This is a genomic window from Tepidimonas alkaliphilus (assembly GCF_007556595.1).
GTDB classification, from domain to species: Bacteria; Pseudomonadota; Gammaproteobacteria; order Burkholderiales; family Burkholderiaceae_C; genus Tepidimonas; species Tepidimonas alkaliphila.
In genome coordinates, this window is record NZ_VJNB01000001.1 from 1 (window position 1) to 23045 (window position 23045).

The 23045-nt window shown below is 67.3% G+C and carries 22 protein-coding genes; 12 read left to right on the plus strand and 10 right to left on the minus strand.

The genetic code is table 11. The features are described 5' to 3' along the window. The 9 genes from Talka_RS00005 to trxB form a co-directional block, all read right to left on the minus strand. Positions 1 to 317 (minus strand): helix-turn-helix domain-containing protein (locus Talka_RS00005; RefSeq protein WP_246100526.1); only part of this gene is annotated, 317 nt, incomplete at its 3' end. Between the two features lie 245 nt (positions 318 to 562). Further along, complete coding sequence (locus tag Talka_RS00010) at positions 563 to 1486, minus strand: sugar phosphate isomerase/epimerase family protein (protein ID WP_143888992.1); 924 nt, start codon at positions 1484 to 1486, stop codon at positions 563 to 565. Between the two features lie 3 nt (positions 1487 to 1489). Next, entirely contained in the window at positions 1490 to 2413 is a 924-nt protein-coding gene (locus tag Talka_RS00015) for a VOC family protein (RefSeq protein WP_425472617.1), read from the minus strand. Positions 2414 to 2435: 22 nt separating this feature from the next. After that, on the minus strand, positions 2436 to 3269 hold the full coding sequence (locus Talka_RS00020) for a shikimate dehydrogenase family protein (RefSeq protein WP_143888993.1): 834 nt from the start codon (positions 3267 to 3269) through the stop codon (positions 2436 to 2438). 10 nt (positions 3270 to 3279) lie between these two features. Then, the gene (locus Talka_RS00025) at positions 3280 to 4278 is read right to left on the minus strand and encodes a TRAP transporter substrate-binding protein (RefSeq protein ID WP_143888994.1); all 999 of its coding nucleotides are present in this window, start codon (positions 4276 to 4278) and stop codon (positions 3280 to 3282) included. 81 nt (positions 4279 to 4359) lie between these two features. Then, positions 4360 to 5640 (minus strand): TRAP transporter large permease subunit, encoded by a 1281-nt coding sequence (locus Talka_RS00030; protein WP_143888995.1) that lies wholly within the window; start codon positions 5638 to 5640, stop codon positions 4360 to 4362. 13 nt (positions 5641 to 5653) lie between these two features. Next, positions 5654 to 6202: a TRAP transporter small permease gene (locus tag Talka_RS00035; RefSeq protein WP_143888996.1), complete on the minus strand. Its 549-nt coding sequence runs from the start codon at positions 6200 to 6202 to the stop codon at positions 5654 to 5656. 95 nt (positions 6203 to 6297) lie between these two features. Then, a complete protein-coding gene (locus Talka_RS00040; RefSeq protein WP_143888997.1) occupies positions 6298 to 6996 on the minus strand; it encodes a TetR/AcrR family transcriptional regulator in 699 nt (232 codons plus the stop codon). A gap of 35 nt (positions 6997 to 7031) precedes the next feature. Further along, positions 7032 to 7991 (minus strand): thioredoxin-disulfide reductase, encoded by a 960-nt coding sequence (gene trxB, locus Talka_RS00045; protein ID WP_143888998.1) that lies wholly within the window; start codon positions 7989 to 7991, stop codon positions 7032 to 7034. Positions 7992 to 8034: 43 nt separating this feature from the next. On the opposite strand from trxB, the gene Talka_RS12205 reads away from it, so the two are divergent. From Talka_RS12205 to lysS, 8 genes are all read left to right on the plus strand, one after another. Next, on the plus strand, positions 8035 to 10473 hold the full coding sequence (locus tag Talka_RS12205; protein ID WP_143888999.1) for a DNA translocase FtsK: 2439 nt from the start codon (positions 8035 to 8037) through the stop codon (positions 10471 to 10473). A gap of 96 nt (positions 10474 to 10569) precedes the next feature. Beyond that, on the plus strand, positions 10570 to 11172 hold the full coding sequence (lolA, locus tag Talka_RS00055; protein ID WP_143889424.1) for an outer membrane lipoprotein periplasmic chaperone LolA: 603 nt from the start codon (positions 10570 to 10572) through the stop codon (positions 11170 to 11172). Next, on the plus strand, positions 11169 to 12488 hold the full coding sequence (locus Talka_RS00060) for a replication-associated recombination protein A (protein ID WP_143889000.1): 1320 nt from the start codon (positions 11169 to 11171) through the stop codon (positions 12486 to 12488). The genes lolA and Talka_RS00060 overlap by 4 nt, the downstream gene beginning before the upstream one ends. A gap of 254 nt (positions 12489 to 12742) precedes the next feature. Beyond that, the gene (locus tag Talka_RS00065) at positions 12743 to 13672 is read left to right on the plus strand and encodes a branched-chain amino acid ABC transporter permease (RefSeq protein WP_143889001.1); all 930 of its coding nucleotides are present in this window, start codon (positions 12743 to 12745) and stop codon (positions 13670 to 13672) included. A gap of 22 nt (positions 13673 to 13694) precedes the next feature. Beyond that, entirely contained in the window at positions 13695 to 14801 is a 1107-nt protein-coding gene (locus Talka_RS00070) for an ABC transporter permease subunit (RefSeq protein WP_143889002.1), read from the plus strand. Positions 14802 to 14811: 10 nt separating this feature from the next. Further along, the gene (locus tag Talka_RS00075) at positions 14812 to 15582 is read left to right on the plus strand and encodes an ABC transporter ATP-binding protein (RefSeq protein WP_143889003.1); all 771 of its coding nucleotides are present in this window, start codon (positions 14812 to 14814) and stop codon (positions 15580 to 15582) included. A gap of 2 nt (positions 15583 to 15584) precedes the next feature. Beyond that, positions 15585 to 16313: an ABC transporter ATP-binding protein gene (locus tag Talka_RS00080; RefSeq protein ID WP_143889004.1), complete on the plus strand. Its 729-nt coding sequence runs from the start codon at positions 15585 to 15587 to the stop codon at positions 16311 to 16313. Between the two features lie 154 nt (positions 16314 to 16467). Then, on the plus strand, positions 16468 to 18000 hold the full coding sequence (gene lysS, locus Talka_RS00085; protein WP_143889005.1) for a lysine--tRNA ligase: 1533 nt from the start codon (positions 16468 to 16470) through the stop codon (positions 17998 to 18000). A 33-nt stretch (positions 18001 to 18033) separates the two neighbouring features. Here the strand turns inward: lysS and rpoH are convergent, their stop codons facing one another. Next, on the minus strand, positions 18034 to 18984 hold the full coding sequence (gene rpoH, locus Talka_RS00090) for an RNA polymerase sigma factor RpoH (RefSeq protein ID WP_143889006.1): 951 nt from the start codon (positions 18982 to 18984) through the stop codon (positions 18034 to 18036). Between the two features lie 81 nt (positions 18985 to 19065). Here rpoH and Talka_RS12265 point away from each other — a divergent pair, with 81 nt between their 5' ends. The 4 genes from Talka_RS12265 (at position 19066) to secA (ending at position 22904) form a co-directional block, all read left to right on the plus strand. Further along, complete coding sequence (locus Talka_RS12265) at positions 19066 to 19356, plus strand: PQQ-dependent sugar dehydrogenase (protein ID WP_221933825.1); 291 nt, start codon at positions 19066 to 19068, stop codon at positions 19354 to 19356. A gap of 92 nt (positions 19357 to 19448) precedes the next feature. Then, a complete protein-coding gene (locus Talka_RS00100) occupies positions 19449 to 19736 on the plus strand; it encodes a hypothetical protein (RefSeq protein ID WP_143889007.1) in 288 nt (95 codons plus the stop codon). Between the two features lie 7 nt (positions 19737 to 19743). Further along, positions 19744 to 20046 carry a DciA family protein gene (locus Talka_RS00105; RefSeq protein ID WP_143889008.1) on the plus strand — a complete coding sequence of 101 codons (303 nt, stop codon included), beginning with the start codon at positions 19744 to 19746 and terminating at the stop codon, positions 20044 to 20046. Between the two features lie 101 nt (positions 20047 to 20147). Then, positions 20148 to 22904: a preprotein translocase subunit SecA gene (gene secA / locus Talka_RS00110; RefSeq protein ID WP_143889009.1), complete on the plus strand. Its 2757-nt coding sequence runs from the start codon at positions 20148 to 20150 to the stop codon at positions 22902 to 22904. Positions 22905 to 23045 lie beyond the last annotated feature (141 nt).

Below are 23045 nucleotides of genomic sequence, written 5' to 3' on the forward strand. Positions count from 1 at the left end.
TCGGCCAGCAGCAGCGCCTGCAGCCGGTTGCACCCGTACGACGGGTGCGCCAGCGCCAGCTCCACGATGCGCTGCACCACCTGCGCCGGTGTGCTCATCGGGTGGCTCTTCGGGATCGGCGGCAGATTCTTCAGCCCCTCAATCCCATGCGTCTGAAAGCGGCGCTTGTACTCGTAAAACGGCGTGCGCGTCATGCCCCGGCGCCGGCACGCCTCACTCACATTGCCCAGCGCCTGCGCCAGCTCCAGCACCGACAGCCGCTGCTGCGCCAGCTTCAGCTCCGCGTTCGTCCTTCTCTCCTTTCGTCGATCCGTTATGTCAGGAAAGAAGGTTTAGAGTACATCTTATGCAGACCTGCGTGGGGTAAGTGCGCCCAAATGGGGCGCGCAAGCCCCCGGCGGGGCTGCAAAAGGTCCCGGCGGGGGCCGAAACGGCTCCGCAAGACCCTCGAAACGAGGCCCGAACCCATCACATGAAACCCAAGGCCCAGCCGCGGCGTCAGCTGCGGGGGGTGAGCAGACCTTCCTTTAGGGTGGGGGAGTGGACAGAGGGCTTGTCGGCCTTATACAGACGGACCGGAACGCACGCGCAAGCGCAATCCATTGGGCAGAGGAGTCGATTGACGAAGCACGTCTTCGGCCAGCCAAAGCGCTGAGCGCTGGGCGCGCTCGGCCACCAAGGGCAGCGGCAGTTGCACGTAGTCGTCATTGAAGACCTCGAAGCTGTAATCACCCTGGTAGCCGATCTGGTCGAGCTTGAGTACCAGCTGCACCAACTGCTCGCTGTGCACGCCTTCGCCCGGAAACACGCGGAAGGTTCGCGCGGTGGTCATACGCTCTTCGAATGTGCGTGCCTCCTGCCACATGAAGTCGGCGAGCTGCACCAGAAAAATCTTGTCCGGTTGCAGGTAATCGATTTCGTCCAGCGGAGTCTGCGCGGCGAAGATGTGGAACGAGTCGATGCCAAGCCCGAGGTTGGGGCAATCGGCGCGCACCACCGCTTCCCAGGCAGTGGTGAACTCATTGACATGCCGCCCCCAGGACAGGGCTTCGTAAGCGATCTTGATGCCATAGGGAATGGCCAACATGGCGAGCTTGCGCAGATCGCGGGCAATGTGTGCCAGATCGCCGCTGGCATGGCGCGAGGTGGACGAACAGACCAAGAGCACGTCGCACCCCAGCGCCGCGCACATCTCCAGCATGGCCTTGGCGATGTCCACTTTATAGTGGTGCAGGTGGCCACTCAGGCCCTCGAAATCGCGCAGCACCTGAAAGCCCGTGCCCCGCAGCCCGCTGGCCTGTACCGCCTTGACGGCTGCCTGCCAGCCGCCCGGGTGGCCGACCAGGTCGTTGGCCTTGAGCATGACCTGGCTGAAGCCGGCCGCCTGTATCGCTTCCAGCTTGGCCTCCAGCGGTCCGGCCAGGCTGATGGTGTCCATGCCAAAGCGGGCAATGGTCTGCTCGATGGAATGGGTCCGGCGCCACATGATTCAAGCGCCTCCGGCTTCGCTGTGCACCAGCTCGAACACGACCGAGCCCAGATAGGTTTTGGTGATGGCGCCCCGGGGGTCGGTGTGGGCCTCAGGCGTCTCCACGAATTCCACGCCCAAGCCGCGCAGGGCCCGTACCGCAGCCAACACATCCGGCACGCCCAGGCCGATGCGCTGCAGGCGTTCGCTCGTATCGAACACGTTGGGCTCGGGCTCGACGAGCTGGATCAAGAAGCCGCGGGTGGCCGACAGCGCCGGCACACGCAACAACTTGCCTTTGGGCATGATGCCGAAGCGTTCCTCATCTGGAATCGGCTCGGCGCCCAGGAGCTCGCGGTAAAACTCGATCCAGTCGTAGCTGCGGCCGGGGCCGATGTATTGCACGATCCCGAAAAAGTGGATGCCCGCCGTGGCTTGCGGATGCTGGTCCACTGTGGGGATGGGAACGAAATCGACGTCGTAGATCGAAAAATCCTGATAGCGGTCCACCAGATAGATGCGGCTGCCGCCCGCGCCGTGGATGGCGGGGATGTTGAGCTCCATCACCTCGGGATGGGTGGGGACCGCCCATGCGCCCCGTTCCAGCATGTAGTCGTAGGCGGCGCGGGCATCGCGCACGCGCAGCGCGATGGCCGAGATGCTGGGAGCCTCACCGCCATGGTTGGCGGCTCGGGCGTCATCGGGATGGGCGTTGACGACGATGTTCAGGCCGCCTTGTCGATACAGCAGCACCTCACGCGAGCGGTGTCGGGCAATCGGGCGAAACCCCATCATCTCCAGCACCTGCCCCAGTGCCTGTGGCTTGCCAGTGGCGTATTCGATGAATTCCACCCCGTCGAGGCCGATGGGGTTGGACGCGTCGCTGAACGAGGCTTGCAACGGTTCACGGGCTGATGCGGTGGGCTTGATCAGGAAGTCGCTCACGGGTGGCCTCCGATTCGGTGGGTCAGTAGCTCAGGCGGGCCAGCGCCCGCAGGTGGTCGGCGCTGGTGCTGGGGTAGCCGAAAAACTCCAGATAGGCCGGAATCTGCTCGAACAGCATGTCAGCGCCCACCTGGATGCGGCAGCCCCGCGCCTGTGCGGCGGCGAGGAAGGCGGTCATTTCGGCGCGCATCACCACTTCGCCCACAAACGTTTGCGCCGAGAGCCGATCCATGTCGATCGGCAGAGGGTCGCCCTCGTTCATTCCCAGAGGCGAGGCGTTGACCACCAGGTCGCAGCCTTGCGGGTCACGTGTGTGCAACCGTACCGACAGGGTGGGGAAGTGCGCCTGCAGGCGGGCGGCCAGGGCTTCGGCCGCCTGTGGCTGGATGTCATACAACCCCAGGCGGCTCACGCCCGCGGCGGCCAGCGAGGCCGCGATCGCGCTGCCCACGCCGCCGCAGCCCACGATCAGCGCCCGGGCGCCTTCCAGCGCCAGGCCTTTGCGCCGCAGGCCGCGCACGAAGCCTTCCCCATCGAACAAATCGCCCACGAGGCGCCCGTCTGCGCCGCGCTTGACGGCGTTGCAGGCACCGGCTACCTGCACCGTGGGGCTGGCTTCGTCGAGCAGCGCCACCGTGGCCACTTTATGCGGCATGGTGATGAGGGCGCCGCGCACGTTCTCCAGCCGGAACAGGCTGCGCAACAGATCGGGATAGGCCTCGGGTCTGCAACCCATGGGCACCACCACGGCATCAATGCCGCTGGCCTCGAAATATGGGTTGTAAATCATCGGCGCCTTGAAACTGTGCGTGGGGTAGCCGATGTGGGCGATGAGTTCGGTGTTGCCGGTGATCATGGCCCAGGGGTTATTTGCGCAATTTGCTCAGTTCGGCCATGATGGCATTGACCGTGGCCTCGCCCACATTGGCGCTGTGCTTGGCGATGACGGGTTTCATGCGCTCGCGCAGCTTGGCCACTTCGGCGGGGGGCAATTCGGTCACCTGCATGCCGGCCTTGCGCAGGTTCTCCAGCGTGCTGGCCACGGCGGCACGGGATTGCTCGCGTTGGTATTTGATGGATTCGGCCGCGGCTTCGCGCAGGATGCGCTGCTCATCGCCGCTCAAGCGATCCCAGAAGCGCTTGCTGACCAAGATGGACTGCGGGTTGTACTGGTGGTAGGTGAGGGTCAGATAGCGCTGAACCTCGTAGAGCTTGGCGCCGTAAATGGTGGCCAAGGGATTTTCCTGACCATCCACGGCCCGTTGCTCCAGGGCGGCATATAGCTCTGGGAAGGGCAGCGGGGTGGGGTTGGCCCCCAAGGCGCTGACCCAGTCCACGTTGATGGGGTTGGGGATGACGCGTAGCTTCAGGCCGGCAATATCTTCCACCCGGTTGATGGGGCGGCGGCTGTTGGTGATGTGCCTGAAGCCCAGCTCGTAGTAGCCCAGCGCGACGAGACCGCGCTCTTCCAGTTTGGCGTGAAGGCTGCGGCCGAACTCACCGTCCACCACGGCATCGGCCTCCTGCGGGTTGGCAAACAGGAAGGGAAAGTCATAGACGGCGAAGTCGCGCACCAGGCTGGCCAGGATGCCTGAATTCATCGAGGCCATTTCCAACGTGCCGCCTTGCAGGGCCGATAGGTTGGCCTGGTCGCTGCCCAAGGCGCCACCCGGGAAGATATTGACCTTCAGCGTGCCGCCCGATTTGGCCTCAACCAGTTCGCCGAATTTCTCCATGCCCATCACGATGGGGTGACCTTTGGCGTTCTGATTGGCAAATTTGATTGTCTTGGTCTGTGCGGCGGCCAAGCCGACGGTAGCGACGGCGGCTACCGCGAGAGCGGTTTTGAGGAATAGTCGCTTCATGGTGTCTCCTGCGGGTAGGGCGGCACGCGAAATGGGGATGGGACATAGCCGGCGTGCCGGTCGGCCTGATCCCAGACGGCATCAGGAATAGAACCAGCGGTACGGAGCGATCACGATTTGCGGGAACAGCACCAGCAAAAACAGCACGATGATCTGGGCTAAGAGGAAGGGCCAAACCCCGTGGGCGACTTGTTGAATCTTCATCTTGCTTACTCCGGCCACCACGTTAAGTACCGTGCCAACCGGCGGCGTGATTAAACCAATGGCACCGTTCATCACGAACAGTGCACCGAAATACACCGGGTCGATGCCGGCAGCCTTGACAACCGGCATCAGAACCGGGGCGAGAATCAAGATCATGGGAGTCAGATCCATGGCCATGCCAATGACCAAAATCAGCAACATAATCACGATCAGCAGCAAGGTCGGGTTGTTTATGAAGGGCTGCAGGATGTCGATGAGTTGCCCCGGTAGGTTGGCCACGGTGATGAGCCAGGCACTGACCGCGGCGGCAGCCACGAGGAACATGATGATGGCGGTGGTCTTGGATGCGGCCAACAACACCTGATAGAGCTGCTGAAGGTGCATTTCGCGGTACACCGCGGTGGCCACGAACAGCGCATAGACCGCAGCCACCACGGCCGCTTCGGTGGGGGTGAATACCCCCATCTTCAGCCCCACCAGAACGATCACGGGCAAACCCAATGCCCAGGTCGATTCGCGCAGGGCCTTCCACATCTCGGCGCGGCTGGCTCGCGGGGGCGTGGAAGCGCCTTCTTGGCGGGCCACCAGCCACCAAGTGATAGCGATGGCGATCCCCATCAGGATGCCGGGCACGATGCCGGCGATGAACAGTCGTCCGATGGACACGTTGGCGGCGACGCCGAAAATCACGAACGGAATCGAAGGGGGGATCACTGGGGCAATGATCCCGGCCGAGGCGATCAGGCCGCCGGAGCGGGCCCGGTTGTGGCCGGCCTTGACCATCATGGGCATCAGCAGCGCTGCCAGCGCCGCCGTATCGGCCACTGCCGATCCGGACAGCGACGCCAGCAACACCGCCGCCAGGATGGTGACGAAGCCCAGGCCGCCGCGCACGTGGCCCACCAGGGCCAGCGCCAGATTGACGATGCGCCGCGACAGACCGCCGACGTTCATGATCTCGCCGGCCAGCATGAAGAAAGGCACCGCTAGCAGCGGAAAGCTGTTTGCGCCTTCAAGCACGTTTTGCGCCAAAATTTGGGCATCGAAGAGATCCAGATGCCACATCAGCGCCACGCCGGAGAGCAGCAGGGCATAGGCAATCGGAATGCCTATGGCAATGGCGCCGATCAGCGCGCCAACGAAAATCAGAACAGTCATGCAGGCATCCCGGTCAATTTTTGGGGGCGGGGGAGGCGGATGCAGAGGCTACGGACGGCTCCAGCCCGTGCGGGCTGTGCATTTGCGCCAGGGTCAGGCGACCGGTGCTTATGCGCCAGATGTCGATGAGCAGCAGGCAGCCAGCCGAAGCGGCAAACACCACGCCGCAGCCATACATCCAGCCCATCGACCAGCCTGTCACCGGGGCCTGCACATCCCAGTTGATGCGGGTTTGCGCTAAGCTGCCCTGGAACATCAGCCAGGTGGCAAAGAGCATCAAGCCGTGACCGACCAGCAGGCCCATGCGCTGCCCCAGCGGCGGCAGCCGTGCGATCAGCATGTCCACGCCCATGTGGGCGCGTTCCCGGATGGCCACCACCGCCCCCAGGAACACCAGCCACAGAAACAGCCAGCGCGAGAGTTCCTCGGACACGGCAATGCCGGAATTGAAGCCATAGCGCAACACCACGTTGCCGAACACCATGACGACCATCGCTGCCAGGCAGAAGGCCATGATGGCGCCGAGCACACGGCAATAGTGGTCCACTATGCGATCGACCATAGGTGTCTCCTTGGATCGTGATTGTGTACGAACTAGTTAGTTTTTTTATTAGGGTAAACCATGACCCCGTGGCAAACGGCGGGTGAAAAGAGGGGTCAGCGGTCGGCGCGCAGGTAGCGGACCACCATCTCCACCGCCAAGGCGCGGCGATGCGCCACCACGTCGGTGTCTGGGCGGTCGCGCTTGAAGATCAGGTCGAAGGTGTGGCGGTTGGAGACGTTGAAAAACGCCAGCGAAGAGATGGCCCAGTGGATGTCCAGCGGGTCCAGGCCAGGCCGAAACACGCCTTCGGCCACGCCACGGTCATAGAGCTGGCGAATGGCTGTGATCGCCGGGGTGTTGAGCTCCTGAATGAAGCGGCTTCGGGCCAGGTACTGGCCACGGTGGATGTTTTCCGACATCACCAGCCGGATGTAGGGCTCATTGCTGTGGTGGTGGTCGAAGGTATAAGCCACCAGGCGGCGCAAGGCCTCCTCGGGAGGAAGGTCTTCCAGGTGTAAGGCGGCCTCGTTCTGTCGCATCCGGCGGTAGGACTCCTCCAGCACCGCAAGGTACAAACCCTCCTTGCTGCCGAAGTAGTAGTAAATCATCCGCTTGCTGGTGTGGGTGGCATCGGCGATTGCGTCGATGCGTGCCCCTGCCAGCCCCTTTTCGCCGAACTCCTGGGTAGCCACTTCCAGGATGTTGGCCATGGTGCGCTCAGGGTCGTTGGTGCGGGTGGTCGCCCGCTTGCGGACAGCACGGGACGTGCGGGCGGAGGGGGAGCGCGTAGCAGAATGTACCATCCGGTTCATAGCGGCAGTATATGCCGCCTGCTCGGCCTGGCGCTTCAGCTTGTCCGCTGCTCAAGGAAGCGCTGCGCGTCCAGCGCCGCCATGCAGCCGGTGCCGGCGCTGGTGATGGCCTGGCGGTAAACGTGGTCTTGCACGTCGCCGGCGGCGAACACCCCTGGCACGCTGGTCATCGTGGCCATGCCGTCGCGGCCGCCGCGCGTGACGATGTAGCCGTCTTTCATTTCGAGCTGGCCGGCGAAGATCTGCGTGTTGGGGCTGTGGCCGATGGCAATAAAAACGCCCTGCAGCGCCAGCTCCTCGGTGGCGCCGCTTTGCACATGGCGGATGCGTACGCCGGTGACCGCCTTGCCATCGCCCAGCACTTCGTCGAGCACGTGCCAAAGTTTCAGCTCGATCTTGCCTTCGCGCACCTTGTCCATCAGCTTGTCCACCATGATGGCCTCGGCGCGGAAGGTGTCGCGGCGGTGGATCAGCGTGACCTTGCGCGCGAGGTTGGCCAGGTACAGCGCCTCCTCCACGGCGGTGTTGCCGCCGCCGACGACGCACACATCCTGCCCGCGGTAGAAGAAGCCGTCGCAGGTGGCGCAGGCGCTCACGCCTTTGCCCAGGTAAGCCTGCTCCGACGGCAAGCCCAGGTATTTGGCCGAGGCGCCGGTGGCGATGATCAGGGCGTCGCAAGTGTAGGCGCCGCTGTCGCCGCTCAGTGTAAAGGGGCGGCGCGACAAATCGGCAGTGTGAATATGGTCGAACACGATTTGGGTGGCAAAGCGCTCGGCGTGCTGCTGAAAGCGCTGCATCAACTCCGGGCCTTGCACGCCGTGGACGTCCGCCGGCCAGTTGTCCACCTCGGTGGTGGTCATGAGCTGGCCGCCTTGCGCCAAGCCGGTGATCAGCACGGGCTTCAGGTTGGCGCGCGCGGCGTAAATGGCCGCCGTGTAGCCGGCTGGGCCGGATCCTAAGATCAAAACGCGGGCGTGCAGGGTTGGGGTGCTCATGCGCGGCATTGTAAGCAAGCCCTTGGGTTAAGCTTGTAACCATATGAGCCGATCCTCCAATGCGTTTCATGCGGACTTGGCCGCCCCACCGCTGCGCGGTCTGCGTCGCTTGGCGCAAGAGCTGGGCTTGCTGGTCGCCGGCGTGATCTGGGGGTTTGCGGCGCTGGCGTTGGCGACCCAGCATCCCGGGGACCCCGCCTGGACGACCTCCGGGACGGGCGTGGGTTATCGCAACGGGGGCGGGCTGCTGGGTGCCTGGGTTGCCGATCTAGGCTATGCGTTGTTCGGCGCGTCGGTATGGTGGCTGGTGCTGGCCGGCGGCTGGAGCTGGCTGTCCGCCGCGCGGCGCTGGTTGCGCGCGCAGCGCGCGCCCTCTGCGTCGGGGCTGGAGCCTGCGCACGTGTGGCAAGCGGCAGGGCGCGCTGCCGCGCTGGCTGGGGTGCTGGCGGCCAGTTGCGTCATCGAATGGTCGCGCTTGACGCGCTGGGATGCGTGGCTGCCTGGGCATACTGCCGGCGGCGTGCTGGGCGCGCTGCTGGGGCCCTGGGCGCTGCGCGGGTTGGGTGACGTGGGCTCGGTGTTGGTGGCGCTGGCGCTGTGGGCGGGGTGCTTGCCCGTGGCGTTGCGCTTTTCATGGGCGCGGGTGGCCGAAGGCATCGGCGCAGGGGTAGAGTGGGCGTGGCAGCGCTGGCGCGCGCGGCGCGAGGCGTATGAGGACGCGCGCATCGGCGCGCAGGCGGCCCGCGCGCGCTCGGCGCCCCCCCCGCACGGGGCCGAGCCATCCTTATCCCCGCCGCCACCTTCTCCTTCCGTGGCCGGTGAGGCGGTTGAAGGCCGCGCCGCGGCAGACCCCAGGCCATCGGCGCCCGCCGCCGTGGGCGAAGGCGCCAGCGCCGCTCGCTCAAGCGCGCCGCGACTGCAAATTACCCCGGCTGCGCAGGCGGTGGAGCCCAGCGCGCGCGCGCTGCAGGAGCGCCAGCAAGCGCTGTTCGCCGAAGGCGAGTCGCCGCTGCCGCGGCTGGAGCTGCTCGATCCCCCGCCGCGCCAGCAAGCCACCGTGGCGGCTGAGACGCTGGAAATGACCAGCCGCTTGATTGAGAAAAAGTTGGCCGATTTTGGCGTGGAGGTGCAAGTGGTGGCGGCGCAGCCTGGCCCCGTCATCACCCGCTACGAGATCGAGCCGGCCACGGGCGTCAAGGGCGCGCAGATCGTCAATCTGGCCAAGGACTTGGCGCGCTCGCTGTCGCTGGTGTCGATCCGCGTCATCGAGACCATCCCTGGCAAGAGTCTGATGGCGCTGGAGCTGCCTAACGCGCGCCGCCAGACCATCCGGCTCAGCGAGATCTTGGGGTCGCAGGTCTATCACGAGGCCAAGAGCCTGCTGACGCTGGGCCTGGGCAAGGACATCGCTGGCCATCCGGTGGTGGCCGACCTGGCCAAAATGCCGCACCTGCTGGTGGCCGGCACCACCGGCTCGGGCAAGTCGGTCGGCATCAACGCCATGATCCTGAGCCTGCTCTACAAGGCCGAGCCCAAGGACGTGCGGCTGCTGCTGATCGACCCGAAGATGCTGGAGCTCAGCGTCTATGAAGGCATCCCGCATCTGATCGCGCCGGTCGTCACCGACATGAAGCAGGCCGCCAACGGCCTGAACTGGTGCGTGGCCGAGATGGAAAAGCGCTACCGCCTGATGAGCAAACTCGGCGTGCGCAACCTCGCGGGCTACAACGCCAAGATCGACGAGGCCGCGCAGCGCGGCGAGTCGATCCCCAACCCTTTCAGCCTGACGCCGGAGTCACCCGAGCCGCTGGCACGCCTGCCGTACATCGTGGTGGTCATCGACGAGCTGGCCGACCTGATGATGGTGGTCGGCAAAAAGATCGAGGAGCTGATCGCCCGCCTGGCGCAGAAGGCGCGCGCCGCCGGCATCCACCTGATCCTGGCCACGCAGCGGCCCAGCGTCGACGTCATCACCGGCCTCATCAAGGCCAACATCCCGACGCGCATCAGCTTTCAAGTCAGCAGCAAGATCGACAGCCGCACCATTCTCGACCAGATGGGGGCCGAGGCGCTGCTCGGCATGGGCGATATGCTCTACCTGCCCGCTGGGGCAGGGCTGCCGACGCGCGTGCACGGCGCCTTTGTCAGCGATGAGGAGGTGCACCGCGTGGTGGCCTTTTTGAAAGAGCGCTACGGCGAGCCCGACTACCTGGACGACGTGCTGGAGGCCCCCGCTGGCGACGGCTTGGGCGGCGCTGACGGCGGCGAAGCGGAGGGCGGCGAGAAGGATCCGCTGTATGACCAGGCGGTGGCCATCGTGCTGCAGGATCGCAAAGCCAGCATCAGCTACGTCCAGCGCAAGCTCAAGATCGGCTACAACCGCGCCGCCCGGCTGCTGGAGGACATGGAAAAGGCTGGCTTGGTCAGCGCCTTGACCGCCAGCGGCCAGCGTGAAATCTTGGTCGGGCAGCGCCCCGATTAACCGCCCGCGCGGGAACCACCGCAGCCCAAGCGCACCGAAGCCACCATGCTGTCACGACGCACCCTGCTGGCGGCCGCTGGCGCCGCCCCCCTGACGATGCTGACCCCCGCCGCGCGCGCGCAGGGCGAGGGCCTGCGCGATCTGGAGGCGTTCCTCGCCACCGTGCAGCAGGGGCGCGCCACCTTCACACAGACCGTTACCGCCCCCGGGCGCGACGGCCAGCCGCCGCGCGTGCGCACCAGCCGCGGCGAGTTCAGCTTCCTGCGCCCGGACCGCTTCCGCTTCCGCTACACGCACCCCTTCGAGCAGGACATCGTCGCCGACGGGCAGACGCTGTGGCTTTATGACCCTGATTTGAATCAAGTGACCGCCCGTCCCCAGGCCGAGGCGTTGAGCCAGACGCCGGCGGCGCTGCTGGCCGCCGGCGCCGACCTGCGCGCGCTGCGCCAGGCGTTCGAGCTGCGCGAGGGCGAGCCGCGCGACGGCCTGCACTGGGTGGAGGCGATCCCGCGCGCGCGCGACGGCGCCATCCAGCGGGTGGCGGTTGGCTTTCGCGCCGGCCAGCTGGAGGCGCTGGACATCCTCGACGGGCTGGGCCAGCGTTCGGTGCTGCGCTTCGGCCCGCTGCAGACCCGTGGCGTGACGGCGGCGCAGTTCCGCTTTCAGCCGCCGCCGGGGGCGGAGGTGGTGCGCCCGTGACGGCGCCGCACGTGCCGCTGGCGGAGCGGCTGCGTCCGCGCACGCTCGCCGAGGTGGTGGGGCAGGCGCACCTGCTCGGCCCCGGCATGCCGCTGCGGCTGGCGTTCGAAAGCGGCCGGCCGCACAGCTGCATCCTGTGGGGGCCGCCGGGGGTTGGCAAGACGACGCTGGCGCGCCTGATGGCGCAGGCGTTCGACGCCCAGTTCATCGCCTTAAGCGCCGTGCTGGGCGGCGTCAAGGACATCCGCGACGCGGTGGAGCGCGCCGAAGCCGCGCGCCGCGGGCTGCGCCCGCAGCCGACGCTGGTTTTCGTCGATGAGGTGCACCGCTTCAACAAGGCGCAGCAGGACGCCTTCCTGCCGCACGTGGAAAGCGGCCTGTTCACCTTCGTCGGCGCCACCACCGAAAACCCGAGCTTCGAGGTCAACGCCGCGCTGCTGTCGCGCGCCACGGTCTATGTGTTGCAGCCGCTGGCGGAGGCCGACCTGCAAGTGTTGATCGACCGCGCGCTGGACAGCGGCGAGGCGCCGGCGCTGGATGCCGCAGCGCGCCGGCTGCTCGTGGCCTACGCCGACGGCGACGCGCGCCGGCTGCTCAACACCCTGGAGACGCTGGCGGTGGCCGCGCGCGCCCAGGGCCGCGCAGAGGTGGACGAAGCCTGGCTGCTGGCGACGCTGGGCGAGCGGCTGCGTCGCTACGACAAAGGCGGCGACCAGTTCTACGACACCATCAGCGCGTTGCACAAAAGCGTGCGCGGCAGCGACCCCGACGCGGCGCTGTATTGGTTGGCGCGCATGCTGGACGGCGGGGCTGACCCGCGCTACCTGGCGCGCCGGCTGATCCGCATGGCGGTGGAAGATGTCGGTCTGGCCGACCCGCGTGCGCTGCGGCTGGCCTTGGACGCCGCCGAGACTTATGAGCGGCTCGGCAGCCCGGAGGGCGAGCTGGCGCTGGCGCAAGCGGCGGTTTATCTGGCCGTGGCGCCCAAAAGCAACGCGGTGTATGCCGCCTACAAGGCCGCGCGCACCTTCGTGGCGCGCGACGGCACGCGGCCGGTGCCGCTGCACCTGAGGAATGCCCCCACCGCGCTGATGCGCGGGCTGGGCCATGGCCGCGGCTACCGCTACGCGCATGACGAGCCCGACGCGTTCGCCGCCGGCGAGCGCTACTTCCCCGACGGCATGGCCGAGCCGCGCTTTTACGAGCCGACGCCGCGCGGGCTGGAATCGCGCATTGGCGAGAAGCTCGCCGAGCTGCGCCGGCGCAACGCCGAGGCGCGCGCTGGCGGCGGCGAACATCATGATAACTCACGCTAATGCAAACGCTAAAACATCGATCCGGCTGCTGGAAAACCCGCAGTGGGGCGGAAATGGCTTGGGGCAAACCCTGATTTTGCGGCGCCGATTGAGGGCAAACCAGCAACCAAGCCGTCTCGACGCTTGGCTACAATCCGCGCACTTCAACCCGCCCCTGGGGCTGCCTTGCAGCCAGCACTGGCGGGTTTTTTGCTAATCCGAGGCGGGCGGCCCTTTGCGGTGGGGTGGCCTGGTTCTCACAACGGAGAGCGTTCATGGAAGTCTTGCTACAGCAGATCATCAACGGTCTGGTGCTGGGCAGCATGTATGCGCTGGTGGCCTTGGGCTACACGATGGTGTACGGCATCATCGGGCTGATCAATTTCGCCCATGGCGACGTGCTGATGGTGGGCGCGCTGACCAGCTGGACCCTCATCACCTGGGCGCAGGCCGCCTCCCCCGACATGCCCGGCTGGGCCATGCTGGCCCTGGCGGCGCTCATTTCGATGCTGGTGTGCGCGCTGCTCAACTTCAGCATCGAGAAGCTGGCCTACAAGCCGCTGCGCAACTCCCCGCGGCTGGCGCCGCTGATCACCGCCATCGGCATGAGCATCCTGCTGCAGACGCTGGCGATGATCATCTGGAAGCCCAACCCCAAGTCCTACCCGACGCTGCTGCCGAGCGAGCCGTTCAACCTCGGCGGCGCGGTGATCTCGCCGACGCAGGTCACGATCCTGGCCACCACCGCCATCGTGCTGTCGGTGCTGATGTTCATCGTCAACAAGACCAACCTCGGCCGCGCGATGCGCGCCACCGCCGAGAACCCGCGCGTGGCGGCGCTGATGGGCATCAAGCCCGACGTCGTCATCTCGGCCACCTTCGTCATTGGCGCGATGCTGGCGGCGATCGCCGGCATCATGTGGGCGTCCAACTACGGCACGGTGCAGCACTCGATGGGCTTCATGCCGGGCCTGAAGGCGTTTGTGGCCGCGGTGTTTGGCGGCATCGGCAACCTGGCCGGCGCGGTGGTCGGCGGCGTGGCGCTGGGGCTGATCGAGTCGCTTGGGGCCGGCTACCTCGGGCCGCTGACCGGCGGCTTCCTCGGCAGCCAGTATTCGGACATCTTCGCGTTCATTGTGCTGGCCATCGTGCTGACGCTGCGGCCCTCGGGCCTGCTGGGCGAGCGCGTCGCCGACCGCGCCTGACGACCGGAAGGAGTTTCCCACCATGACGCAAGCCTCCGCTCCTTCCAAGGGCCGCTACGTCGCGTTTGCGGCGGCGGCGCTGGCGATGCTGGTGCTGCCGCTGCTGCTGCAGGCCACCGGCAGCAACTCGTGGATGCGCATCGTTGACGTCGCGCTGCTGTATGTGATGCTGGCGCTGGGCCTCAACATCGTGGTCGGCTTTGCGGGCCTGCTGGACCTGGGCTTCATCGCCTTCTTCGCGGTCGGCGCCTACCTCTACAGCCTGCTGGCCTCCAGCCACCTGGCGGACAACTTCCCCGCCATCGCGGCGATGTTTCCGAACGGCATCCACCTGAGCTTCTGGATCGTGATCTTCCTGGCGGCGATCCTGGCCGGCCTCACCGGCCTGATCCTGGGCTATCCGGTGCTGAAGCTGCGCGGCGACTACCTGGCCATCGTGACGCTGGGCTTCGGCGAAATCGTGCGCATCTTCATGCTCAACCTCGACCGCCCGATCAACATCACCAACGGGCCCAAGGGGATTGCCGGGGTGGACGCGGTGACGGTGTTCGGCCACAACATGGGCCAGCGCCTCACCGTCTCGTTGGGGGACTGGAGTTACACCTTCGAGTCGGTGACGCTGTATTACTACCTGATCCTGTTCTTCGTCGTGCTGACGGTGGTCATCTGCTACCGGCTGGCCGACTCGCGAATCGGCCGCGCCTGGATGGCGATCCGCGAGGACGAGATCGCCGCCAAGGCCATGGGCATCAACACGCGCAACCTGAAGCTGGCGGCGTTTGGCACCAGCGCCACCTTCGGCGGCGTGGCCGGCGTGCTGTTCGCCTCGCTGATGCGCGGCGTCTATCCGGAGTCGTTCGTGCTGATGGAGTCGGTGATGATCGTGGCGATGGTGGTGCTGGGGGGGCTGGGCCACATTCCGGGCGTGATCCTCGGCGCGCTGCTGCTGGCCGGCCTGCCGGAGCTGCTGCGCCACCTGGCCGGCCCGCTGCACCACCTCACCGACGGGCGGCTGGCGCCGGAGATCCTGCGCCAGCTGCTGATCGCGCTGGCGATGATCGTCATCATGCTGCTGCGTCCGCGCGGCCTGTGGCCGGCGCCGGAGCACGGCAAGGCGCTGAGCAAGTGAGGAGCACGGCATGACGGACACCATCCTGAAAGTCAGCGGCGTCTCCAAGCGCTTCGGCGGCCTGCAGGCGCTCTCCGACGTCGGCATCGAAATCAAGCGCGGCCAGGTCTATGGCCTGATCGGCCCCAACGGCGCCGGCAAGACGACCTTCTTCAACGTGCTGACGGGCCTCTACACCCCCGACAGCGGCCGCTTCGAGCTCGACGGCAAGCCCTACACCCCCACCGCCGTGCACGAGGTGGCCAAGGCCGGCATCGCCCGCACGTTCCAGAACATCCGGCTGTTTGCCGAGATGACGGTGCTGGAAAACGTCATGGTTGGGCGCCACGTGCGCACGCGCTCGGGCATCCTGAGCGCCATTCTGCGCACGCGCGCGTTCAAGGCCGAGGAAAAGGCCATCGCCGAGCGCGCCATGGAGCTGCTCGACTACGTCGGCATCGCCCGCTACGCCGACTACAAGGCGCGCACGCTGTCGTATGGCGACCAGCGCCGGCTGGAGATCGCGCGCGCACTGGCCACCGATCCCAAGCTGATCGCGCTGGACGAGCCGGCCGCCGGCATGAACGCCACCGAGAAGATGCAGCTGCGCGAGCTGATCGAGCGCATCCGCGCCGACGGGCGCACCATCCTGCTGATCGAGCACGACGTCAAGCTGGTGATGGGCCTGTGTGACCGCGTCACCGTGCTGGACTACGGCAAGCAGCTCGCGGAGGGCACGCCGGCCGAGGTGCAGAAGAACCCCAAGGTCATCGAGGCGTACCTGGGCACGCAAGGACACTGAAGATGGCGAACACCCTGCTGAAGGTCACGGGCCTGAAGGTCTCCTACGGCGGCATCAAGGCCGTCAAGGGCATCGACCTGGAGGTGCGCGAGGGCGAGCTGGTCACGCTGATCGGCTCCAACGGCGCGGGCAAGACCACCACGATGAAGGCCATCACCGGCATGCTGCTGGCCGAGGCCGGCGAGATCGTTTACCAGGGCCAGCCGATCCGCGGCGTCGGCTCTTGGGATCTGGTCAAGCGCGGGCTGGCCATGGTGCCGGAGGGCCGCGGCGTCTTTACGCGCATGACCATCGTCGAAAACCTGCTGATGGGCGCCTACACGCGCCGCGACAAGGCCGAGATCCAGCGCGACATCGAGCGCATGTTCGCGCTGTTTCCGCGCCTGAAGGAGCGCAAGGATCAACTCGCCGGCACCATGTCCGGCGGCGAGCAGCAGATGCTGGCGATGGCGCGCGCGCTGATGAGCCGCCCCAGGCTGCTGCTGCTGGACGAGCCGTCGATGGGGCTGTCGCCGATCATGGTGGACAAGATCTTCGAGGTGGTGCGCGACGTGCACGCGCAGGGCATGACGATCCTGCTGGTGGAGCAAAACGCCCGCCGCGCGCTGCAGGTGGCCGACCGTGGCTACGTGATGGACTCCGGCGAGATCATCATGCACGGCGAGGCCAAGGCCATGCTGGACGACCCGAAGGTGCGCGCCGCCTACCTCGGTGAGGCCGCGGCGGCCTGACCGGGCGCGCCCCCGCGGCGCGCGCCTCTCTACAATTCAGGCTTTCAAAACGAGCGCGGGCCTGGCTGCCGTGGGCACGCAGGCGCGCCGCTTGAGTTGCCGCGCTGGGGCCGCCCGTATCGAAGGGCGGAGCGCGGCTTAGGCTTTTGGCATCATGACCGACACCTCAACGTCCCCCGCCCACGCCGACGACAACCACCTGATCGCCGAGCGCCGCGCCAAGCTGGCGGCGTTGCGCCAATCCGGCGCGCCGGCCTTCCCAAACGACGTGCGCCCGCAGCACCGCGCCGAGCAGCTGCAGGCCGAATACGGCCACATGAGCAACGAGCTGCTGGAGCCGATGCGCGCGCGCGCCAGCGTCGCTGGCCGCATGATGCTCAAGCGCGTCATGGGCAAGGCGAGTTTCGCCACGCTGCAGGACGCCTCCTTCGGCCCCACCGGCGGGCGCATCCAGATTTACGTCACCAAGGACGGCGTCGGCGAGGCGCTGTATGAAGCGTTCAAGCACTGGGACCTGGGCGACATCGTGTGGGCTGAGGGCACGCTGTTCAAGACCCGCACCGGGGAGCTGTCGATCAAGGTCGAGCGGCTGCGCCTGGTGGTCAAGAGCCTGCGCCCGCTGCCGGACAAATTCCACGGCGTGCACGACCAGGAGCTCAAATACCGCCAGCGCTACGTGGACTTGATGACCGACGTGGCGGCGCGGCAGCGCTTCGTGGCGCGCAGCCAGGCCGTCACCGCGCTGCGCGAGCACATGGTGGCGCACGGCTTCCTGGAGGTGGAAACGCCGATGCTGCACCCGATCCCCGGCGGGGCCAACGCGCGGCCCTTCGTCACGCATCACCACGCGCTGGACCAGGACATGTACCTGCGCATCGCGCCGGAGCTGTACCTGAAGCGGCTGCTGGTCGGCGGGTTTGAGCGCGTGTTCGAAATCAACCGCAACTTCCGCAACGAAGGCATCAGCGTGCGCCACAACCCCGAGTTCACGATGATGGAGTTCTACGCGGCGTACTGGAACCACGCCGACATGATGGCCTTCACCGAAGACATGATCCGCCGCGTGGCGCGCACGGTCTGCGGCGACGGCAAGCTCGTGTATCAGGGGCGCGACGTCGATCTGGAGCAGCCGTTCGAGCGCCTGACGATCCGCGAGGCCATCCTGCGCCACACCGACGCCGGCGAGCGCGTCGATGACGCCGACTGGCTGCGCGCGCAGCTGCGCAAGCTCGGCGTGGACGAGGCCAAGGAACGGCTTGGCGAGCGCAGCCTGGCCGGCCTGCAGGTGCTCTACTTCGAGGAGGTGGTGGAGGACAAGCTCTGGCAGCCGACCTTCATCTGCAACCACCCCACCGAAATCTCGCCGCTGGCGCGCGCCAGCGACGCCGACCCCAGCATCACCGAGCGGTTTGAGCTCTACATCGCGGGGCGCGAAATCGCCAACGGTTTTTCCGAGCTCAACGACCCCGAGGACCAAGCGGCGCGCTTCCACGCCCAGGCGGCGCAAAAAGAAGCCGGCGACGACGAGGCCATGTATTTCGACGCCGACTACATCCGCGCGCTCGAATACGGCATGCCGCCGGCCGGCGGCTGCGGCGTCGGCATCGACCGGCTGGTGATGCTGCTGACCGACAGCGCCAGCATCCGCGACGTGATCCTGTTCCCGGCGCTGCGGCGCGAGACCTGAGCGTCGCGCGTGGGCCTGCGCCGCCGGGCGGCGTCAGGCGGCGTAGGGCTCCAGCGCCTTGCGCAGCTTCTTCAGCGCCGCCGCCTCGATCTGGCGGATGCGCTCGGCGCTGACGCCGTACTCGTCGGCCAGCTCCTGCAGCGTCTTGCCGCCCTGGCCGTTTTCGTCCACGTCGAGCCAGCGCGCGCGGATGATGCGGCGCGAGCGCTCGTCCAGCTGCGCCAGCGCTTGCTCGATGCCGTCGGTGGCCAGCCGCTCGCGCTCGCGCGCGGCCAGCACCTCGGTCGGCTCGTGCCGGTGGTCGGCCAGGTAGGCGATCGGCGCCAGCGCATCTTCGCCCTCGTCGGCTGGCAGCGGATCCAGCGCGACGTCGGCGCCGCTTAAGCGCGCCTCCATTTCGACGACGTCCTCGCGCCGCACGTTGAGGTCGCGCGCGATGGCGTCGATTTCCGCCGGGCTGAGCCGTTCGCGCGTCTCGGCGGCGTCGGCCTTCAGGCCGTTTTTCAGCGAGCGCAGGTTGAAGAACAGCTTGCGCTGCGCCTTGGTCGTGGCGACCTTGACCATGCGCCAATTGCGCAAGATAAACTCATGAATTTCCGCTTTGATCCAATGCACCGCGTAGCTGACCAGGCGCACGCCCAGCGCGGGGTCGAAGCGGCGCACGGCCTTCATCAGGCCGATGTTGCCTTCCTGGATCAGGTCGGCCTGCGGCAAGCCGTAGCCGAGGTACTGGCGCGAAATCGCCACCACCAGCCGCAGGTGCGACAGCACCAGCTTGGCCGCCGCTTCCAGGTCGCCGCGCTCGCGCAGCCGGCGCGCGCATTCGCGCTCCTCCTCGGCGCTGAGCATCGGAATGCGGTTGACGGCGCTGATGTAAGCGTCCAGGTTGCCCAGCGGCGGCAGCGTCAGGCTCGTGCTGCTCCACGAAGCCGCCGGCAGCGTGGCCGCGGCGCTGGGCGCAAGGGCGAAGGACGTGGCGCTCATCGGTTCTCCTCTTCCGTGCGAGCACAGGGCTCATGTTAGCACTCTCTTGGATCGAGTGCTAAAGCCCAGGTTCCCTCATGGATGGACGCCGCCGGGCGCGTGCGGGCATCCTTCGGGCTCATGTGCTTACGGGCGTTCAAAGGGGTGTGGACAGGGGCGTGGATCACGCGGGGGCTCGGGCGCGCCCGGCGCTGGATCGCGGCCCTGGCCGGCTGGCTGTGGACGGCATCCGCCCCAGCCGCGGAGGCGCTGCAGACTAAGGAAGTGGCGCGCGGGCTGGAGCGCCCGTGGGCGGTGGCCTTCCTGCCGGACGGGCGCTTCCTCGTTGCCGAGCGCCCTAAGCGGTTGCTGCGCTTGCGGCCCGGGCCGTGATCCGCGGCTTGATCGGCTAGACTTCGCCGCGCAAGCGATGAGCCAGCCGCGAACGGCGGACGGCCTAAACGCTTGGGTTTGGAGGGGCAAAGATGAACCATCAAGGCGTGCGGCGTCTTGGGGCGGGAGCAGGGCTGGCGTGCGCGGCGCTGACGCTTGCCCACGCGGCCTGGGCGGCTGAGGGTGCGCTGTCGGCGTGCGAAGCCGCGGCGCAGGAGCGCAAGCTGGCTGGCGCGGCCAAGACGTCGTTTGTCAAGAAGTGCCAGCAAGAGGCGCAGACGCGCTGCGAGGCGCAAGCCGGTGAGAAAAAGCTGGCCGGCGCCGCCCGCGCGAGCTTCGTGACCAAGTGCGTGCGCGAAACCGGCCCGCAGGGCCAGTGACGGCGCGATGGCGGTGCTGACGCTGCAACAGGCGGTGCGCGCCCACGCCACGCTGGCCGACGTGGCCGAGCGCGCGTGGGCCTCGGCGCGGCTGCTGCGCCGCGTTGCGGCGCACTTGCCGCCGCTGCTGCGCGAGCAGGTGCTGCCCGGCCCCTTGGACGAGCGCGAGTGGTGCCTGCTGGCGGCCAACCCCTCCGTGGCGGCCAAGCTGCGCCAGCTGGCGCCAGTGCTGCTGGCGGCGGCCCGCTCGGCGGGCTGGCCGGCGCTGCAGGCGGTGCGCGTGCGCGTCTCAAACCCCGTTTCGCGTTGAGCGCAGGCGGCGGGCCGAGGCGGGGCAGCCGCTACAATGCCCGCTCATTCGAAGGCAAACCGCGCTGGTCGGCATGTTGCCGCAGCGCGGTTGGGGGTTTTATGGCCATCCCATTCCTCACCAAGATTTTTGGCAGCCGCAACGACCGGCTGCTCAAAGGCTACCGCCGCATCGTCGAGCGCATCAACGCGCTGGAGGCGCCGCTGCAGCTCCTCAGCGACGAGCAACTGCAGGCCAAGACCGCCGAGTTCAGGCAGCGCCTGGCGCAGGGGCAGTCGCTCGACGACCTGCTGCCGGAGGCGTTCGCGGTGGTGCGCGAGGCCAGCCGCCGCGTCATGCAGATGCGCCACTTCGACGTGCAGCTGATGGGCGGCATCGCCCTGCACCAGGGCAAGATCGCCGAGATGCGCACCGGCGAGGGCAAGACGCTGACCGCCACGCTGCCGGTGTACCTCAACGCCCTGACCGGCAAGGGCGTGCACGTCGTCACCGTCAACGACTACCTGGCCAGCCGCGACGCCGAGTGGATGGGTCGGCTCTACAGGTGGCTGGGGCTGACGGTAGGCGTCAACCTGCCGCTGATGAGCCGCGAGGCCAAGCAGGCCGCCTACGCCGCCGACATCACCTACGGCACCAACAACGAGTTTGGCTTTGATTACCTGCGCGACAACATGGTGTATGAGCCGCGCGACCGCGTGCAGCGCGGCTTGCACTACGCCATCGTGGACGAGGTGGACTCGATCCTGATCGACGAGGCGCGCACGCCGCTGATCATCAGCGGCCAGGCCGAGGACCACACCGAGCTCTACGTCAAGGTCAACCGGCTGGCGCCGCAACTCAAGCGCCAGATCGGCGAGGCCGACCCCCGCACCGGCGAGGGCGTCATCGAGCCGGGCGACTTCACGGTCGATGAAAAATCGCACCAGATCCACCTGACCGAGCAAGGCCACGAGCGCGCCGAGGAGCTGCTGACGCGCGCCGGGCTGCTGCCGGAAGGGGCCTCGCTCTACGACCCGGCCAACATCACGCTGCTGCACCACCTGGTCACGGCGCTCAAGGCCCACCACCTGTATCACCGCGACCAGCACTACGTGGTGCAAAACGGCGAGGTGGTCATCGTCGATGAATTCACCGGGCGCTTGATGGTGGGGCGGCGCTGGAGCGACGGCCTGCACCAGGCGGTGGAGGCCAAGGAGGGCGTGGCGATCCAGCCGGAAAACCAGACGCTGGCTTCGATCACGTTCCAGAACTACTTCCGTCTGTATCAGAAGCTGGCCGGCATGACCGGCACCGCCGACACCGAGGCTTACGAATTCCAGCAGATCTACGGGCTGGAGGTGGTGGTCATCCCGCCCAACAAGCCGAGCCAGCGCCGCGACGAGCAAGACCGCGTTTACAAGACCACGGCAGAAAAATACCGCGCCGTGGTGGAGGACATCCGCGCCTGCCACGCGCGCGGCCAGCCGGTGCTGGTGGGAACCTCCTCGATTGAAAATTCGGAGCTGCTGTCGCAGCTGCTGCAGCGCGAGGGCCTGCCGCACCAGGTGCTCAACGCCAAGCAGCATGCGCGCGAGGCCGAAATCATCGCCCAGGCCGGCCGCCCCGGCGCCATCACCATCGCCACCAACATGGCGGGCCGCGGCACCGACATCGTGCTGGGCGGCAACCTCGAGAAGATGATCGCCGCGGTGGAGGCCGACCCGGCGCTGGACGAGGCCGCCCGGGCGCAGCGCATCGCGCAGCTGCGCCAGCAGTGGCAGGCCGACCACGACAAGGTCAAGCAGCTGGGGGGCTTGCGCATCATCGGCACCGAGCGGCACGAGAGCCGCCGCATCGACAACCAGCTGCGTGGCCGCGCCGGCCGTCAGGGCGACCCCGGCTCCAGCCGCTTCTACCTGAGCCTGGACGATCCGCTGATGCGCATTTTTGCCGGGGATCGCATCAAGACCATCATGGAGCGGCTCAAGATCCCCGAGGGCGAAGCGATCGAGGCCGGCATGGTCACCCGCGCCATCGAGAGCGCGCAGCGCAAGGTCGAGGCGCGCAACTTTGACATCCGCAAGCAGCTGCTGGAATACGACGACGTCGCCAACGACCAGCGCAAAGTCATCTACCAGCAGCGCAACGACATCCTGGACGCGCAGGATCTATCGGCCCAGGTGGCGGCGCTGCGCGAGGGCTGCTTCACCGACCTGGTGCGCCAGTTTGTGCCAGCCGGCAGCGTCGAGGAGCAGTGGGATCTGCCCGGCCTGCAGCAGGCGCTGGCCGAACGCTACGGGCTGACGCTGGACCTGGTGGCCGAGGTGCAGCAGGCCAGCGAGATGGACGACGAGGACATCGTGCGCCGCGTCGTGCAGGCCGCGCACGACGCCTACGAGGCCAAGGTGCAGCTGGCCGGGGCGGAGGCGCTGCGCCCGTTTGAGCGCGTGGTGCTGCTGCAGACGCTGGATCAGCACTGGCGCGAGCATTTGAGCGCGCTGGACTACCTGCGCCAGGGCATCCACCTGCGCGGCTACGCGCAAAAGCAACCCAAGCAAGAATACAAGCGCGAGGCGTTCCAGCTGTTCGGCCAGATGCTGGACGCGGTGCGCGACGAGGTCACGCGCATCCTGATGAACGTGCGCATCCAGACGCCGGAGGAGATGAGCGGCGCGGCGCAGCAGATGGAGGCGCGCGCCACGCACCTGACCAACGTCACCTACACCGCGCCGACCGAGACCGGCGAAGCCGAGACCACCGCCGATGCCGGGCTGCTCGCCCGCCCGCCGGCACCGGCGCTGCCGCGCGTCGGCCGCAACGACCCCTGCCCGTGCGGCAGCGGCAAAAAATACAAGCACTGCCACGGCAAGCTGACCTGAGGGCGCGGCGGCGCATCCAGGCGCGCGCCGGGCGCCCAGCGGCGCAACAGGGCGCATCCAGCGCGCAACAGGCCTGTGCTATCGTTGTGAGAGGCCGGCAGGCGCCGCCTTCGCGAAGTTCCACGACGCGGGCTTGATCAA

Coding starts and splice junctions, on each gene's coding strand:
- Talka_RS00025 (WP_143888994.1), bottom strand. CDS start 4,278: ATGAAGCGACTATTCCTCAAAACCGCTCTCGCGGTAGCCGCCGTCGCT.
- trxB (WP_143888998.1), bottom strand. CDS start 7,991: ATGAGCACCCCAACCCTGCACGCCCGCGTTTTGATCTTAGGATCCGGC.
- Talka_RS00035 (WP_143888996.1), bottom strand. CDS start 6,202: ATGGTCGATCGCATAGTGGACCACTATTGCCGTGTGCTCGGCGCCATC.
- secA (WP_143889009.1), top strand. CDS start 20,148: ATGGCCATCCCATTCCTCACCAAGATTTTTGGCAGCCGCAACGACCGG.
- lolA (WP_143889424.1), top strand. CDS start 10,570: ATGCTGACCCCCGCCGCGCGCGCGCAGGGCGAGGGCCTGCGCGATCTG.
- Talka_RS00070 (WP_143889002.1), top strand. CDS start 13,695: ATGACGCAAGCCTCCGCTCCTTCCAAGGGCCGCTACGTCGCGTTTGCG.
- Talka_RS00080 (WP_143889004.1), top strand. CDS start 15,585: ATGGCGAACACCCTGCTGAAGGTCACGGGCCTGAAGGTCTCCTACGGC.
- Talka_RS00020 (WP_143888993.1), bottom strand. CDS start 3,269: ATGATCACCGGCAACACCGAACTCATCGCCCACATCGGCTACCCCACG.
- rpoH (WP_143889006.1), bottom strand. CDS start 18,984: ATGAGCGCCACGTCCTTCGCCCTTGCGCCCAGCGCCGCGGCCACGCTG.
- Talka_RS12205 (WP_143888999.1), top strand. CDS start 8,035: ATGAGCCGATCCTCCAATGCGTTTCATGCGGACTTGGCCGCCCCACCG.
- Talka_RS00065 (WP_143889001.1), top strand. CDS start 12,743: ATGGAAGTCTTGCTACAGCAGATCATCAACGGTCTGGTGCTGGGCAGC.
- lysS (WP_143889005.1), top strand. CDS start 16,468: ATGACCGACACCTCAACGTCCCCCGCCCACGCCGACGACAACCACCTG.
- Talka_RS00040 (WP_143888997.1), bottom strand. CDS start 6,996: ATGAACCGGATGGTACATTCTGCTACGCGCTCCCCCTCCGCCCGCACG.
- Talka_RS00010 (WP_143888992.1), bottom strand. CDS start 1,486: ATGTGGCGCCGGACCCATTCCATCGAGCAGACCATTGCCCGCTTTGGC.
- Talka_RS12265 (WP_221933825.1), top strand. CDS start 19,066: ATGGACGCCGCCGGGCGCGTGCGGGCATCCTTCGGGCTCATGTGCTTA.
- Talka_RS00100 (WP_143889007.1), top strand. CDS start 19,449: ATGAACCATCAAGGCGTGCGGCGTCTTGGGGCGGGAGCAGGGCTGGCG.
- Talka_RS00075 (WP_143889003.1), top strand. CDS start 14,812: ATGACGGACACCATCCTGAAAGTCAGCGGCGTCTCCAAGCGCTTCGGC.
- Talka_RS00030 (WP_143888995.1), bottom strand. CDS start 5,640: ATGACTGTTCTGATTTTCGTTGGCGCGCTGATCGGCGCCATTGCCATA.
- Talka_RS00105 (WP_143889008.1), top strand. CDS start 19,744: ATGGCGGTGCTGACGCTGCAACAGGCGGTGCGCGCCCACGCCACGCTG.